The organism is Promicromonospora sp. NPDC023987 (genome assembly GCF_040639055.1).
Classification (GTDB): domain Bacteria; phylum Actinomycetota; class Actinomycetes; order Actinomycetales; family Cellulomonadaceae; genus Promicromonospora.
Map to the genome: position 1 here is coordinate 1 of NZ_JBEZZF010000096.1, position 15,003 is coordinate 15,003.

Genomic DNA, 15,003 nt, shown 5'->3' on the forward strand with positions numbered 1-15,003 from the left:
TGGTGCCCCCCCCCGGGGGGGTTCCCCCCGGTGGGGCGTGTTTGCCCCCCGGGCCCCCGCCACCCCCCACCAGCGGGGTCTCGGCAAGCTCGACCAACGGCGGTCGTGCGGTCTACGGGTAGGTGACCACCTTGGCCGGGATGGTTTCAGTCCCGCTCGCTCTCGGGCCGACGCCGTTGATGACGTGCTCGTACGTCCCCACCCCGCCCAGCGACACGGTGAGCAGCGAGTGCATCCGCACTCCCGGCGTGACCGGCACTTCGAACCCGTTGTCCGAGGTGATCGATGCGTCCGAGGTGAACACGCAGTACGACCCCAGACCCCAGGCCTCGTGCTGCGTCACGTGGTCGGCGACCTTGTACGCCGCCCAGCCCCGGATGCCGTCGTGGTTCCAGGCAGCCTGATCCGGCGGGTCGTACGGCAGCTCGTTCTGGTAGAAGATCGTGCGGCCGCGCTCACCGTTCCACAGGGTGTTGTACTCCTGGTAGTGCTCGACGAAGAGCCCGTATCCGTCGACGTCGTCGCCGTTCACCACCAGCCCGTTCCGCGCGGTGTTGACGTCCCAGCCGATGCCCTCGCCGTGGTCGCCCCGCCAGGACCAGATGTGGTCGACGATCGTGTCGTCGGCGTTCACGACGATCGCCTGGTCCACCCGTCCGACGTGCGCCCCGCCGACCCGGACGAACACGTCGTGCAGCGAGATCGGGTCGTCCGCGTGGTCCGCGGTGGACCCGTCGGTGCCCACCGTGAGCATCGACGGCGACTCCGCGGCGCCGGCGTCGAAGAGGACGCCCGCGACGCGGACGCCGTCCACGTCGGCCACCCGCATCGCCGTCTGCCCTGCCGTCGGCACGATCGTGGCGTACCCGAGCCCGAGCACGACCGTGTCGGCGCGGTCCACCTCGACGGTCGCGTCCAGCTCGTAGATCCCTGGCGTGAGCAGCAGGTGCAGGCCCTGGTCCAGCGCCTGGTTGATCCGCTCGGCGGAGTCGCCGGGGCGGGCCACGTAGAAGTCGTCCAGCGGCACGGAGGTGCCCGACGTCGTCGCGCCGTCCCAGGTCGCCCCCCGCGTACCCGACCGGGTAGAGGGTACGAACACCGCGTAGTCCTCACCGTCGAGGTAGAGGTACGGCTTCTCGCGGATGATCCCGGTGGTGTCCAGGGTGGTCACCGCCGGCTCGGGGAACGACGTCGGCGGCGCGTTCTCCACACCGGAGAACACCATGTTCCACAGCGTGCCCGCCCAACCACCCGTGAGGGTCGAGTCGCGGGTGTACCACTGCTGCTGCGTCCAGGCGCGGACCTCGCCGTCGACCACGGAGTCGGCGATGTAGCCGCCCGACGCCCACCCGTACCGTGACGAGTGCAGCATCAGGTTGCCCTTGACGTGCACGCGCCGCATCGGTGCCGCCTGCGAGACCGCCCACCGCATGTCCCCGCCGGTGGGCGTGATCGCGAGGTTCTCGACGGAGCGCCAGAAGTTCTGCGTGGCGTTCCCCTCGAACCACTCGGCGTCGGCCCAGACGCCGCCCGTGATGTTCACGTCGTCCGGGTCGGCCCCCAGGCCGGCGATCGACGTGTGGAAACCGGCGTTGACGTGCACGGGGTAGGTACCCGGCTCGAACAGGAACTGGTGCCGCCCGTCGCCGAACTGGTCGGCCTCCTGCTGGTCGTAGACCGCGTCGACGGCGGCCTGCACCTGGTTCACCGGCGTGTCCGGGCCGAACACGTGCACGTTCGGCCCGAGGTCACCGCCGCCGGGGATCGGGTCGCCGGGTGTGCTCCCGCCGTCGCCCGTGAGCACCTCGAGCTCCCAGAGCGAGTAGCCGTACCCGGTGCCCCGCTCCGTTCCGGTGACCCGCACGTACCGGCCGGCTCCCGCCACGTCGAAGCCCTGCGAGCCGCCGGTCCCGTCCGTGACGGTCCTGAGCGTCCGCCACGTGGTGCCGTCGTCGGAGGTCTCGATCCGGAAGTCCTTGCCGTACGCGGTCTCCCAGGTGAGCTCGACACGGCACACGTCCTGCACGGTGCCGAGGTCGACCTGGATCCACTGCGGGTCGGCGGCCTCGCTGCTCCAGCGGGTGCCCGGGTCGCCGTCGACGGCCAGGGCCGGGCCGAAGGGGCCCTCCGTCGACGACGCGGTGGCCGGCCGCCCCAGCGCGGCGTTCGTGGTGCACGCGGCCGCCGCGGTCCGGACATCACCTCCGGCAGCGCCGGACGCGGGGGCCGACGCCGGTGCGGCGGCCGGCCGGGTAGCCGACGCGGGTGCTGCGGCGGCCGTCAGCGGTGCGACGACGCAGGCCGCCGCCGCCGCGACGGCGAGCCACGCCCGCCGTCGGCTCCGCGAGATGTGCAGTGGTGCGCTCCGCCGTGCGCCGGATGCCGTCATGACCGCGCCCCCTCACGCGCGGTGGGCTCCGGCACGAGCTCGTAGTTCTCGTCGAGCACCGTGCCGCGGTGCGGCTTGTACAGGTCGTAGCCGCGGGGGTCGCACTGGAGCCCGCCGTTGATGCAGTGCTCCACGAGGCGGCGGAGCACCTCGGGGTCCCAGGCGTTGACGAAGTCGTAGTGCCAGGACTGGTCGGAGCCGCTGACGAGCGCGACGTCCGACATGTCACCGCTGACCGGCCAGGCGATCTTGAACTCCAGCATCGGGACCGCCACGGGATGGCTCAGCGGGCACTGCCCGGCGACCGGGTAAGCCATGTGCGAGCCGTGGCCCATGTGGGCGGACTCCTCCGGCGTCAGGTGCATCCCGTCCCAGCAGCTCGGCGCCTGGTACCGGATGTTCAGCTGCGTGCCCTCGGGACAGCTCGCCGGGATGTCCCAGCTCTTGGAGATGTCGCCGCACTCCCAGCCCTCGACGGCGCCGGGGGCGGTCCGGAACTCGTCGACGGTGGCCATCATGTCGCCGGCCACGAACTGGAGCCCCTCCGGGAACGGGACGACGTCGGCGTAGTCGTCGATCCCCGACTTGTAGTAGACCGTCATCGGGATGTTCGGCTCGACCGGGACGCCGCCCTCCGTGAGGGTGGGGAACCAGTAGGCCGACTGGTCCTGGGGCACCGTGCAGGTGCTCTCCGGGTTCGCGAGCAGGCTGGCGGGCGTGGTGAACGCGTCCGTCGAGCGGTTGCCGATGAACGTGTGCAGGTGCGACCGCCCCGGCTGCCCTGGGTACACGATCGAGTCGTCCGGCAGGAAGTGCGAGAACGTGCAGTTCGCCTGGAACTCGTGGTGCGTGACCTCGTCGTCGGGGAACGGCGGAGGGTCCTCCGGGCTGCCGGGCTCGCCGTCGCCGAACACCTGGAGCTCCAGGAGCGAGTAGCCGTAGCCGGTGCCCCGGGCGGTGCCGACGAGCTGGACGTAGCGGCCGGTGACCGTGACGTCGTACACCTCGGTCCCGCCGGTGCCCGCTGACTCGGTGACGACGGTGGTCCAGCTGTCGCCGTCGGACGAGACCTGGAGCGTGAACGCCGCGCCGTACGCGGCCTCCCAGTCCAGGGCGATGTGGTCGAGGGCGTAGGACCGGCCGAGGTCGACGCGGATCCACTCGTCGTCCGTCGGGGCGCTGGCCCAGCGCGTCGTGCGGTCGCCGTCGACGGCGAAGCGCGGCCCCAGGCCACCCGACTCGGAGCTGGACGCCGCGGTGAGCGCGCCCTGCGAGAGAAGCGTGTTCGGTTCGGCGACGGCGGTGGCGGCGCCGAGGGTAGCTGCCGCGCTCAACGCCGAGGCGAGCAGTGCCGTGGCGAGTGCGCCGGCCAGGACGCGAGATCTGAGGCCGCTGGGCGTGCGAAGTGCTGTACGCATGGTTCCTCCTTCACTGGTGGTGTTCGCTGCTGACGTGTCTCTGCTGCCTGTCTCTGCTGCCTGTCACTGCGTGGCTCACTGCTGGTAGATGCCGACCTCGTACAGCGAGTAGCCCCACTCGGTGCCGCGCTCGGTCAGGTTCAGGCGCACGTAGCGCCCGGAGCCGGCGACATCGATGCTGTCGACGCCGCCGTTGCCGCCTGTGACCGTCCGGACGGTGGTCCAGCTGCTGCCGTCGTTCGAGGTCTGCACCTCGTAGGACTTGCCGTAGGCGGTCTCCCAGACGAGCTGCAGGTGGTCGAACGACTGCACTGAACCGAGGTCCACCTGGTACCAGCCGGTCGGGCCCCACTCGCTCGCCCAGCGCGTCGAGGCGTCGCCGTCGACCGCCCGGCCGGGCGTCCAGTCGCCGTTCCACGGGTCGAAGCTCGACGCCGTCGCCGTCCTGCCGAGCGCGATGTTCGTGCCCTCGACCTCGGGTGCGACGACGCGGAACGACCGGGTCTCCACGCCCACGTTGCCGTTGCCGTCCTCCGCGAACACGTAGACCTTCCAGACGCCGAGCAGCTCCGGCGCCGTGACCCGGAAGGTGCCAGGGGCCGTCTCGTCGAACTCGGCCTGGGCGATACCGCCGGCGTTGTTGATGTACTTGCTGTTCAGCATCACGTTGGACGTGATCGGGTCGCCGTCCGGGTCGGTGACGTCCACGGAGACGCTGAACTCCGCGCCTGCCTCCACCGCCGTCGAGCCCGGGACGTCCATCGCGGAGATGCGCGGCGGGGTGTTCATGGCCGAGGTGTCGACGCCCCAGGCGCGCGCTATCGAGTAGTAGCCGAGGCGCTTGTTGTCACCGGGCAGGATGTTGAACCACACGCCGCCGAAGTCGCCCTCGATGCCGTAGTGGAAGAACGTGGCACCGAGGGCGACGCCCTCGTGCTCGCGCAGGCACCGCCACGAGTCCACGTATGCTGCGCCCTTCTCGAGGTCGGTGGGCTCCTCGGGGACGCCGTTGGCGTCGTCGGGCACCTCCCACTCGCCGGCCGCGCCGCCTTCGGTCAGGAGGTAGGGGCGGTCGTAGCCGCCCGTCGCCCAGGCCTCCTCGATGTTGCACACGTCGCCGTAGGCGTTGATCGACAGCAGGTCGAGGTCCGGGGCGCTCGCCTCGATGTAGGGCCAGGCTCCCGCCCAGGCGTCGGTGCTCGTCGTCGGGTGGTTCGGGTCGGCCTGGTGCACGGCGACGCTCACCTCGTTGACGAAGGCCGCGTACGCGTGCCGGATCTCCTCCAGCTCGGTCCCCGAGTAGCAGTTCTGCAGGCCGAGGATCGCCTCGTTGCCGATGTTCCACATGAGCACGCCGGGGTGGTTCTTGTAGGTCTCGACCCAGCTGACGATGTCCGCCTTGGTCTCCGACTTGTAGCTCGTGTCGGTGCGGTAGTCGATGCAGCCGCCCGAACCCGGCCCGCCGCCGGGCAGGAGCCAGAACCCCATCACCACGCGGATGTCGTGCGCCGCGGCGGAGTCGAGGAGCTGCCGGGTGTCCGCCCCGGTGCCCCAGGTCCGGATGGTGTTGGCACCCATCTCGACGAGCGGCGGCATGTAGTGGTCCGCCGCGCTGAACGCCGGGCCCCAGGTGAAGCCGCGGACCGTGTACGGCTGCCCGTCGACCTCCAGGTCCCAGGCGCCGTTGCCGCCCACCACGTCGACGGTGCTCGGACCCGAGTCCGGTACCGGGACGTCCGGATGGCCGGGGTCGACGTAGCTCGGGTCGCCGGGGTCCGGGTCGGGGTCGCCCGGGTCACCCGGGTCCGAGCCGCCCGTCTCCCCGAAGACCCGCAGCTCCCACAGCGAGTTGCCGTAGCCGCCCGACCGCGCCGTGGACAGCAGCCGCACGTAGCGGGCAGTGCCCTCGACGTCGAAGGCGTCCGTACCGCCGTCGCCCGAGCTGGTCGAGTACACCGTGGACCACGAGGACGCGTCCGCCGAGACCTGGAACTGGTAGGTGGTCGAGTAGGCGGACTCCCAGACCAGCTCGACCCGGTCGAGGTCGGCCGCCGCGCCCAGATCGACCTGGATCCACTGCGGGTCGCTGAACTCGCTGGCCCAGCGGGTGCTCAGATCGCCGTCGACGGCGGCGCTCGCGGGCGTGTAGTCGGGGTTCTCCTCCGACGAGGCGGTAGCGGGCCGGTCCTGCGACAGCAGGACCGGTTCGGCCTGTGCCGAGGCCGCCGGCACGACGAGAGCCGTCGCGGTCAGCAGGCCGGTCGCCAGGACGGCGGCTCGTGCGCGGAGGCGGCGCTCGAGCCGGGCCGCCTGTGCGCCGGGTGATCCGGTGGTGATCATGGTCTTCCTCTCCGTCCGCTCGCCGGCCGGTGCGATGGCCGGTGGCACGGTTCGTCGTTGAGCCTGCCTTCGCGTCGCTCCGGTGCGCCGCGAGTTGGGAGAGCGCTCTTACCTTGCCCATCTTTGACCCGCTCATGAGGAGGCGTCAAGGCTTCGCGGGCGGCCCTTTCTTTGCCGCTTGAACCCGGTATATGGGTGTTAAGGCGATAAGATCAGCCTTCGAGCAGACGACGCTAGGCGCCGGACTGCGCACCACCTCACCCGCACGGGCTCCATGGGAGAGCGCTCTTACTCTGTTAACGTCAGCCTGTGAGCAAGGACCTGCGGCGCCCGGCGCCGACCCTGGAGGACGTGGCGAAGGTCGCCGGAGTCTCCCGCGCAACCGTGTCCCGCGTGATCAACGGCAAGCGCAAGGTCGCGCCGGCGGTGCAGGAGGTAGTGCTCGAGGCAGTGGCCGAGACCGGCTATGTGCCCAACCGGGCCGCGCGGTCGCTGGTCACGCGTCGCACGGGCACGGTCGCCGTCGTCATCTCTGGTGCCGACGCAGACCCGGACATCGAGCTCGACCTGTCGGGCGTCTTCTCCGACCCGTTCTTCGGCCGGGTGGTCGGGTCGCTCGTGCGGACTCTCCGGCCCTACGACGTGCACCCGGTCCTGATGTTCGCCGACAACGGGCAGACCCGGGACCAGGTGGTGTCCTACCTGCGGTTCGCCAATGCCGACGGGGCGCTGCTCGTGTCGACGTACGCCGACGACCCGCTGCCGGAGGACCTGCTGGGTACCGGCCGACCCATCGTGCTGTTCGCCCGACCGGGTCACGCGATCCCGGCGAGCTACGTCGATCTCGCCAACGCCGACGGCGCCCGCCTGGCCGCGAACCACCTGCTCGACCGGGGCTGCCGGAGGCTCGGGGTGATCTCCGGGCCGCTCGACGTGCCCTCCGCGCGCGACCGGCTCGACGGGTTCCGCGACGCGGTGGCACGGCGCGGGCACGCGTTCGTCCCCAGCGCCGAGGGATCCTTCACGTTCGAGAGCGGCGAGTCCGCGATGGCGGACCTGCTCGCGGCGAACCCTGACCTGGACGGTGTCTTCGTCTCGAACGACCTGATGGCCCAGGGCGCCATCCACGTGCTGCAGAGCCAGGGGCGACGCGTGCCGGACGACGTCGCGATCGTCGGGTTCGACGACAGCCCCGTGGCGGTGCAGACCCGGCCCCGGCTCACGACGGTGCGCCAGCCCGTGGAGAAGATGGCGGAGGAGATGGCGCGGATGCTGCTGGAGCAGATCGACGCCGACGAGCCGGCAGTGCGGTCGGCGATCTTCGAGCCGATCCTGGTGGTGCGCGACTCGGCGTGAGTGCGCGCGGCGGGCATCCGGCCGATTTCAGTGACTTCGGTCCGATGGGATGAGATCGGTCAGTTGATTGACCGATCTCATAACAAGCGACCGATCTCATCCGCTCCCGTGTGGGAATCCCTCACGACCGCCCCCCAGCCACCTTGCTAGGTTCCTGAACAAATCGGTCGTCGACGGCGACGACCCTGAACCGGAAGCGAGGTGGTTCCCGTGAGATCTCGTCGCGCACCGCTACTGATCACAGCTCTCGTCACTGCGCTCCTGACGGCAGGGGCGGCGGTCACCGTGCCGGCGGCTGCGGTCACCGCACCGGCGGGCCCCACCGCCGTTGCGGACTGCGGAGCCCCGGCCTGGAGCAGCAGCGCGGTCTACGTCGGTGGCAGTCAGGTCACCCACGCCGGCATCGCGTGGCGCGCCAAGTGGTGGACCCAGGGCGAGACACCCGGCACCACCGGCGAGTGGGGGGTCTGGGAGCGCGTCGGTACCTGCGGCGGCGGTGAGGACCCGACCGACCCGCCCGGCACCGAGGACTTCCCGGTCAGCCAGGCGCAGTTCAACCAGTTCTTCCCCAACCGGAACTCGTTCTACACGTACTCGGGGCTCGTCGACGCGCTCAGCGCGTACCCGGGCTTCGCCAACACCGGCAGCGAGACCGTGCAGAAGCGTGAGGCTGCCGCCTTCCTTGCGAACGTCTCCCACGAGACCGGCGGCCTGGTCCACATCGTGGAGCAGAACACGGCCAACTACCCGCACTACTGCGACACGACCCAGCCCTTCGGCTGCCCGGCGGGTACCGACCAGTACTACGGTCGAGGGCCGGTACAGCTGAGCTGGAACTACAACTACAAGGCAGCGGGAGATGCCCTCGGGATCGACCTGCTGAACAACCCGAGCCTGGTCCAGACCAACTCGGCGATCGCCTGGAAGACCGGCCTCTGGTACTGGAACACGCAGAACGGGCCGGGCACCATGACAGCGCACGCGGCCATGGTGAACGGTGCCGGGTTCGGCGAGACAATCCGGAGCATCAACGGCCGGATCGAGTGCGACGGCGGAAACCCTGCGCAGGTGCAGAGCCGCGTCGACACCTATCTCCGCTTCACCAGCGCGCTCGGCGTGGACCCGGGCGGCAACCTCTACTGCTGATGCAGGTCGACTACTGCTGATGCAGCTCGACATGGTGCGCGCGGGGTGCCCACTCCGCGCGCACCACGCACCAGGGAAGGGGCAGAACAGGAAGTTTTATCGCTGCGATCCCGTCGAGCCTCGACTGGCGGCCGGGCATGCGCGGCGCGTGCCACGATGGCCGCATGCCCCTCGCATCCCGGTACCTCGCCGCCGACGACCGCTACGCCACCATGTCCTACCGCCGGACCGGCCGCTCCGGCCTCGACCTCCCCGCGCTCTCGCTGGGGCTCTGGCACAACTTCGGGGACACCAGCCCGTTCGACACGCAGCGCGCCATCCTGCGCCGCGCGCTCGACCTGGGCGTCACCCACTTCGACCTGGCGAACAACTATGGCCCGCCGTACGGCTCGGCGGAGGAGAACTTCGGGCGGCACTTCGCCGCCGATCTGGCGCCGTACCGCGACGAGCTGATCCTTTCCACGAAGGCCGGCTACGACATGTGGCCCGGCCCGTACGGGGACCACGGTTCCCGCAAGTACCTCATCGCCTCGCTGAACCAGTCGCTCACCCGGATGGGCGTCGACTACGTCGACGTCTTCTACCACCACCGGCCCGACCCCTCGACGCCGCTCGAGGAGACCATGGGCGCGCTCGCCTCGGCGGTCCAGCAGGGCAAGGCCCTGTACGTGGGCGTCTCCAACTACTCGCCGGCGCGGACGCGTGAGGCGGCACGGATCCTCGGCGACCTGGGTGTCCCGCTGCTCATCCACCAGCCGTCGTACTCGATGCTCAACCGGCACATCGAGAACCCGGACCACGAGGACGCGTACGACGGCGGACAGCATGAGTCCCTGCTCGACGTCGTCGGCGAGCTCGGTGTCGGCACCATCGTCTTCTCGCCGCTCCAGCAGGGTCTGCTGACCAACAAGTACCTCGCCGGCGCCGCCCCCGAGGGATCAAGGGCGGCACGCTCCGACTCGCCGTTCCTCTCGTCCGGTGCCCTCACCGAGGACTACCTGAGCCGCGCCAAGGCGCTCGACGAGATCGCCGCAGGCCGGGGCCAGACGCTCGCCCAGCTCGCGCTCGCCTGGGTGCTGCGGGACACGCGTGTGACCTCGGCACTGATCGGCGCGTCGTCGGTGGCGCAGCTCGAGGACAACGTGGCCGCGCTCGAGGCGGGGCCCCTGACCGCCGACGAGATCGGGGTGATCGAGCCCTTCGCCCAGCCCCTCGGCTGAGCCCCCACCCGCACACAGGTACCCCGGTCCGACGTCGGGCGGCGAATCCACACCACTCGTTTCACCGCACTTCACCGAGCTGTCGTGCCGAATCGATCCGTGGAGCGGACCATGAAGGTATCCGCCGCTCGACGGGGAGGGGTCCTGCAAGGTACTGCCCTGAAGTGAAGGAGCACGAGCGTGCCCGAATCGAAGACCGCTACAGTCGTGGGCGCCGGCATGGTCGGCCTCGCCACCGCATGGCACCTGCAAGAACGTGGTGTGGAGGTGACAGTCCTCGACCGGCGTGGCGTTGCGTCCGGAGCGTCCTGGGGCAACGCCGGCTGGCTCACCCCGGGCATGGCGATGCCGCTGGCCGACCCGGCGCTCTGGTCCTACGGCCCGAAGGCGATGCTCGACCCCGACCCCGACGCCGCGCTCAGCGTCCCCTTCCGGTTCGACCGCGCTCTCTGGAGCTTTCTCGTGCGGTTCATGTCGCACGCGACTCCCGGCGAGTGGCAGCGCGCGATGGCCGCCCTCACCCCGATCGACCGGCTCGCGCTCGAGGCGTACGACGAGCTCGAGGCCGGCGGCGTGCACGCGACGTCGTACCCCAGCCGCTGGGTGGTCGGGTTCGAGCGGGAGCGGGAGTCCCGCCCGTTCGTGCACGAGCTGCGCGGTGTGGCGAAGGCGGGCCAGGAGATCCGGCTCTCGCGGGTGCCCGACGGCGTCCGCGTGCCCCACCTCTCCCCGGCCGTCCAGTCGACCTGGACGCTGGAGGGTCAGCGGTACATCGAGCCCGGCCCGTACACGCAGGCACTCGCGACGTCGGTCAGCGCCCGGGGTGCGAAGGTGCTGACGGACTCCCGCGTCGAGGACATCCGTCCGGTGCCCGGTGGCGTCGAGATCGCGGTGCACGGCCACGGCCGGATGACGTCCGACTCGGTGGTGATCGCCACGGGCGCGTGGCTCCCCGGCCTGGCACAGCAGTTCGGCGTACGGACCAAGGTGCAGGCCGGGCGCGGCTACTCGTTCAGCGTGCCGGTGGAGGGCCCGCCGATCGACCACCCGGTCTACTTCCCGGCCCGGCGAGTGGCCTGCACCCCGTACCAGGGGCGCCTGCGGATCGCCGGGACCATGGAGTTCCGGGGGCCCGACGAGCCCTTCCAGGAGGGTCGTGTCCGGGCGATGGTGAACTCGGTCCGCGGGCTCTTCGAGGGCGTCGACCTGGACTCTCGTGAGGACGAGTGGGTGGGCTCCCGACCGGTGACGCCCGACGGGCTGCCGCTCGTGGGCCGGACCGCTGCGCCAGGCATCTACGTGGCCGGTGGCCACGGCATGTGGGGCATAGTGCTCGGCCCGGCGACGGGCCGAGCCCTGGCGGAGCTGATCACCACCGGGCAGACGCCGGAGGAGATCCGGCCGTTCGACCCGCTCAGGTAGTCCGCCGCGGTCGGCCGCTGGGGAAGCGCCGGGTCAGTGCTTCTCGCGCTCGGCCAGCCGGTCGAGCCCATCGAGGATGAGATCAAGGCCGAACTCGAACTCGGTCTGGTCGTCGCACCAGCCCAGCGTGGAGCCGGCGCCCTCGTGCCCCACCTCGGCCAGCATCTCGACCATGTGGGGCAGTTCGTCGGCCATCTGGGCGAGCAGCGCAGTGGCGGCGTCGGCAGCGCCCTCCTTGGCGCTGCCGCCGCCCGCAGACCCCGCCGTGGCGCCGTCCGGCTCGAAGAGCTCCTGGGAGAACCCGAGCGCACGGCTGCCCAGGGCGTGCATCGCGTGGTGGACCAGGTCGTAGGAGAAGCCGCCGCGCCGCATCAGCCCGATGAGCGAGTCGTAGTACCGCACGACGTGCAGGCTGAACGACGTGCGGCTCTCCAGGACCGTCGACGCCCAGGGGTGCCGGAGCAGCACCGTGCGCGCCGTGAGGATCTGCCGGCGCAGTGCCGGCTTCCACGAGGACTCCGGCGCGTCGTCGGCCACGGCTTCCAGCCGGCCGACGGCGTCCTGGATCTCCGCCGCGACGACGTCGACCACGCCGTCCAGCAGGTCCTCCTTGTTGGCGACGTGGTGGTAGAGCGACATCGCCTCGATCCCGAGCTCCCGGGCCAGGCTGCGCATCGTGAGCGACCCGAGGCCGTCGCGGTCGGCCAGGTCTACAGCTGACTCGAGCACCCGGGCGCGGGTCAGGGCGCTTCGCGATGCTGTGCCTGCCGCCCGGGGTGAAGTCATGATCCCGCGATCCTACGTCGCACAGACCCTTGACGGACGTGACCCACGCGCCTACCTTACGGCGTAAGGCTTACACCGTAAGCCTCCTCGAGAAGGAGACGTCATGTGGGGCTGGATCCTCTGGGTGGTCGCGGGGCTGCTGATGGTGGGGCTCGGCGGGTTCCTCGCGCTCGTGGTGATCATGCGTACCAAGAACCGTCGCGGCCTCCTGCTCGTCCGCAGGTTCGGCCGGCGGTTCGGCCGCCCCATGGAGATGCGAACCGCCGGGGAGCCCGGCGCGTCCGCAGCGGTGATCCGGCACGTCGGACGACGTTCGGGCGCGCCGTACGCGACGCCGATCGGGGTGTACCCGCTGGACGACGACTTTCTCGTCTACCTGCCGTACGGACCCGAGGTGGACTGGCTGCGCAACATCCTCGCCGCGGGTTCCGCGGAGCTGCGGGTCGAGGGGCGTACGCACTTGGTGGCGCCGCGGGTCGTCGAGCCGGCCGAGGCGCTGCCTCACCGGTCCACGGCGGACCGTCGCGTCGCGCGACTCTTCGGTGTCACCGACTTCCTCGTGCTGGAGCGTGCGCCGGTCGCCTCGGGCGGCGCCGCGTGAGGGCGGTGGTGCGGGACCGGTACGGTCCTGTCGACGTCCTGCGGGTGACCACGGTGGCCCCGCCCGTCCCGGCGGCCGGAGACGTGGTGGTCCGCGTCCGGGCCGCCTCCCTGAACATGGCCGATCTCGACCACGTGCTCGGCCGCCCGCGCCTGGCACGCCTCGGCACCGGGCTGCGCAGGCCGACCCATCCCCGGGTAGGGGTCGATGTCGCGGGCACCGTCGAGCGGGTCGGCCGCGACGCCTCCGGACTCCAGGTCGGCGACCGCGTCTGGGCCGACCTGTTCGAGGTCGGGCACGGTGCGCTGGCCGACCAGGTGAGCGTCCCGGCGTCAGCCCTCTCGCCGCTGCCGGACGCGGTGTCGTTCGACGTCGCCGCGACCGTCCCGCACTCGGGGTCGCTCGCGTTGCAGGGGTTGCGGGCAGTTGGGCCGATCCGGCCGGGCGAGCGCGTGCTGGTCAACGGGGCGGGCGGCTGCGTCGGGCCGTTCGCGGTGCAGATCGCGAAGGCTCGGGGAGCCGTGGTCACCGCCGTGGATCACGGCGACAAGCTCGCCCTGCTCCGGGAGCTCGGCGCGGACGAGGTCATCGACTACACCCGTGAGGACTTCACGCGGGGTGACCGGCGGTTCGACGTCGTCCTCGATATCGCCGACACGCGGTCCGTCGCGGCGCTGCGCCGCGCCCTGGCCCCGGGCGGGCGGTATGCGCTGATCGCCCGGCGGCTCGGCTCGTTCGCGGAGAAAGCACTGCTCGGCCCGGTGGTCGGCCGGCTGACCGGCACCAGGATCGGCGTGTTCTCCTGGCGTCCGAACCAGCGGGCCGACCTGGAGGAGCTGGCCGGGCTCCTGGTCGCTGGCGACGTCGTGCCGCGGATCGACCGCCGGTACGGTCTCGACGAGACGGTCGAGGCATTCCGCCGGCTGGAGTCCGGCCAGGCGCGAGGCAAGGTGCTGGTCGCGCCATAACCCGGGCGCGGTCGCTTCGAGAACGCGATCATGCACGCTTCGAGACGTTGGACGTGCATGATCGCGTTCTCGACGCGGACTGAGCTGAGCCAGCATCCCGTGGCAAGATCGCGTCGTGACGACTAAGCGCATCCTCATCCTGGCCGGCCGTGGACGTTACGAGGACCCCTGGCACGACCACGCGGCGACGTCGCACGTGGTCGCCGGCGTCCTCGGTGACCTCGGCGTGGTCGAGGTGCGCGGGCTCTTCCGCGACGCGCTGGACGACCTCGACTCCGTGGACCTGCTGGTCGTGAACGGGGGCTCCGGCCGCCGGGACGCGGACTTCGACGGGTCCGACGACGACTGGCTCGGCTTCCACACCCGGCTGGCGGACTGGGCCCGGGCCGGGGGCGCCGTGCTCGGCCTGCACCAGGCGGCGAACACGTTCTACGACGCACCCGGCTGGTCGGACGTTCTCGGCGGGCGGTGGGTGCCCGGTGAGTCGATGCATCCCCCGATCGGCCAGGCGCGGTTCGAGCTCGTCGACGGGCACCCGGTCACGGACGGGCCGGGCGCCGTCGAAGCCTTCGACGAGCGCTACTGCCACCTCCGGGTCGCCCCGGGTGCGCGGGTCCTCGGCACCACCCTGGACGACGACGGTGCCGAGCAGCCCGTCCTGTGGGTCAACGAAGCGCACGGCGGCCGGAGCGTGTACTCGGCGCTCGGGCACGACGCCCGCTCGTTCGCGTCGGAGGGACACCGGGAGCTGCTGCGCCGGTCGGCGTCGTGGCTGCTGACGTAGCACTGTCCGTAGCACTGTCCGAAGGCGACGGTTCGATGGCGACGGTTCGATGAGCTGTCGAGCGACGGTTGTGCTGGTCCGGCCGCCGGGGTCTGCCGGTCACGCTGCTTCGGCGGCCGACGGCGGCTCCGCGGTCGGGTCCGCGGGCGGGTCGGTGCCCGGTGGGGGCAGTGCTTCGATGGCTTCGGGCAGGTGGATGCGGTGGCCGTGGGCGTCGGTGAAGGCCCACCCTGTCTCCAGCAGGGCATCAGCGCTGGTGTCGGTGGTGGGCTTGCCGGCCCAGTGCATGGCGATGCCACGCGCGTCGACCAGCTGATGATGGAACCAGCACAGCAACGCACTGTTCGCGACCGATGTCTGCCCACCATCGGCCCAGTGCCGCACCGCGTGATGAACCTCGCACCGCGACGGCGGCTGATCACATCCCGGGTACACACAGTGCTGGTCGCGGGCGATCACCGCGCGACGCATCTGCCCCGTCACGGTCCGCTGTGCCCGCCCGACGTCGAGCGCCGCACCATCCGGCCCGAACACGATCCTCGTGATCGCGCTGTCGCAGGCCAACCGGCGCAG

The 15,003-nt window shown here is 71.1% G+C and carries 11 protein-coding genes and 1 pseudogene; 7 read left to right on the top strand and 5 right to left on the bottom strand.

Annotation, left to right across the window (positions count from 1 at the left end; all coding sequences use genetic code 11):
* Positions 1 to 112: 112 nt before the first annotated feature.
* The 3 genes from AB0F40_RS25495 to AB0F40_RS25505 all read right to left on the bottom strand — a co-directional run bounded on the left by AB0F40_RS25495 (position 113) and on the right by AB0F40_RS25505 (position 6,147).
* Positions 113 to 2,389, bottom strand: a complete 2,277-nt coding sequence (locus AB0F40_RS25495) for a discoidin domain-containing protein (RefSeq protein WP_357474546.1) — start codon at positions 2,387 to 2,389, stop codon at positions 113 to 115.
* Complete coding sequence (locus AB0F40_RS25500; RefSeq protein ID WP_357474548.1) at positions 2,386 to 3,807, bottom strand: DUF1996 domain-containing protein; 1,422 nt, start codon at positions 3,805 to 3,807, stop codon at positions 2,386 to 2,388. Before AB0F40_RS25500 ends, AB0F40_RS25495 begins: the two co-directional genes overlap by 4 nt.
* Before the next feature lie 75 nt (positions 3,808 to 3,882).
* A complete protein-coding gene (locus AB0F40_RS25505) occupies positions 3,883 to 6,147 on the bottom strand; it encodes a discoidin domain-containing protein (protein ID WP_357474550.1) in 2,265 nt (754 codons plus the stop codon).
* Positions 6,148 to 6,456: 309 nt separating this feature from the next.
* Between AB0F40_RS25505 and AB0F40_RS25510 the strand changes: the two genes are divergently transcribed.
* From AB0F40_RS25510 to AB0F40_RS25525, 4 genes are all read left to right on the top strand, one after another.
* Positions 6,457 to 7,503: a LacI family DNA-binding transcriptional regulator gene (locus tag AB0F40_RS25510; RefSeq protein WP_357474553.1), complete on the top strand. Its 1,047-nt coding sequence runs from the start codon at positions 6,457 to 6,459 to the stop codon at positions 7,501 to 7,503.
* A 210-nt stretch (positions 7,504 to 7,713) separates the two neighbouring features.
* Positions 7,714 to 8,649 carry a glycoside hydrolase family 19 protein gene (locus tag AB0F40_RS25515; RefSeq protein WP_357474556.1) on the top strand — a complete coding sequence of 312 codons (936 nt, stop codon included), beginning with the start codon at positions 7,714 to 7,716 and terminating at the stop codon, positions 8,647 to 8,649.
* 164 nt (positions 8,650 to 8,813) lie between these two features.
* Entirely contained in the window at positions 8,814 to 9,869 is a 1,056-nt protein-coding gene (locus AB0F40_RS25520; protein ID WP_357474559.1) for an aldo/keto reductase, read from the top strand.
* A 180-nt stretch (positions 9,870 to 10,049) separates the two neighbouring features.
* Complete coding sequence (locus AB0F40_RS25525; RefSeq protein WP_357474562.1) at positions 10,050 to 11,291, top strand: FAD-binding oxidoreductase; 1,242 nt, start codon at positions 10,050 to 10,052, stop codon at positions 11,289 to 11,291.
* A 33-nt stretch (positions 11,292 to 11,324) separates the two neighbouring features.
* Here AB0F40_RS25525 and AB0F40_RS25530 read toward each other — a convergent pair whose 3' ends face one another.
* Complete coding sequence (locus AB0F40_RS25530) at positions 11,325 to 12,077, bottom strand: TetR/AcrR family transcriptional regulator C-terminal domain-containing protein (protein WP_357474565.1); 753 nt, start codon at positions 12,075 to 12,077, stop codon at positions 11,325 to 11,327.
* A gap of 103 nt (positions 12,078 to 12,180) precedes the next feature.
* Between AB0F40_RS25530 and AB0F40_RS25535 the strand changes: the two genes are divergently transcribed.
* The 3 genes from AB0F40_RS25535 (at position 12,181) to AB0F40_RS25545 (ending at position 14,430) form a co-directional block, all read left to right on the top strand.
* Complete coding sequence (locus AB0F40_RS25535) at positions 12,181 to 12,678, top strand: nitroreductase family deazaflavin-dependent oxidoreductase (protein ID WP_357474568.1); 498 nt, start codon at positions 12,181 to 12,183, stop codon at positions 12,676 to 12,678.
* Positions 12,675 to 13,646: an NAD(P)-dependent alcohol dehydrogenase gene (locus AB0F40_RS25540; protein ID WP_357474571.1), complete on the top strand. Its 972-nt coding sequence runs from the start codon at positions 12,675 to 12,677 to the stop codon at positions 13,644 to 13,646. Before AB0F40_RS25535 ends, AB0F40_RS25540 begins: the two co-directional genes overlap by 4 nt.
* 115 nt (positions 13,647 to 13,761) lie before the next feature.
* A complete protein-coding gene (locus AB0F40_RS25545) occupies positions 13,762 to 14,430 on the top strand; it encodes a ThuA domain-containing protein (protein WP_357474574.1) in 669 nt (222 codons plus the stop codon).
* A gap of 99 nt (positions 14,431 to 14,529) precedes the next feature.
* Here AB0F40_RS25545 and AB0F40_RS25550 read toward each other — a convergent pair.
* A pseudogene (locus AB0F40_RS25550) lies at positions 14,530 to 15,003 on the bottom strand (hypothetical protein); the annotation flags it as partial.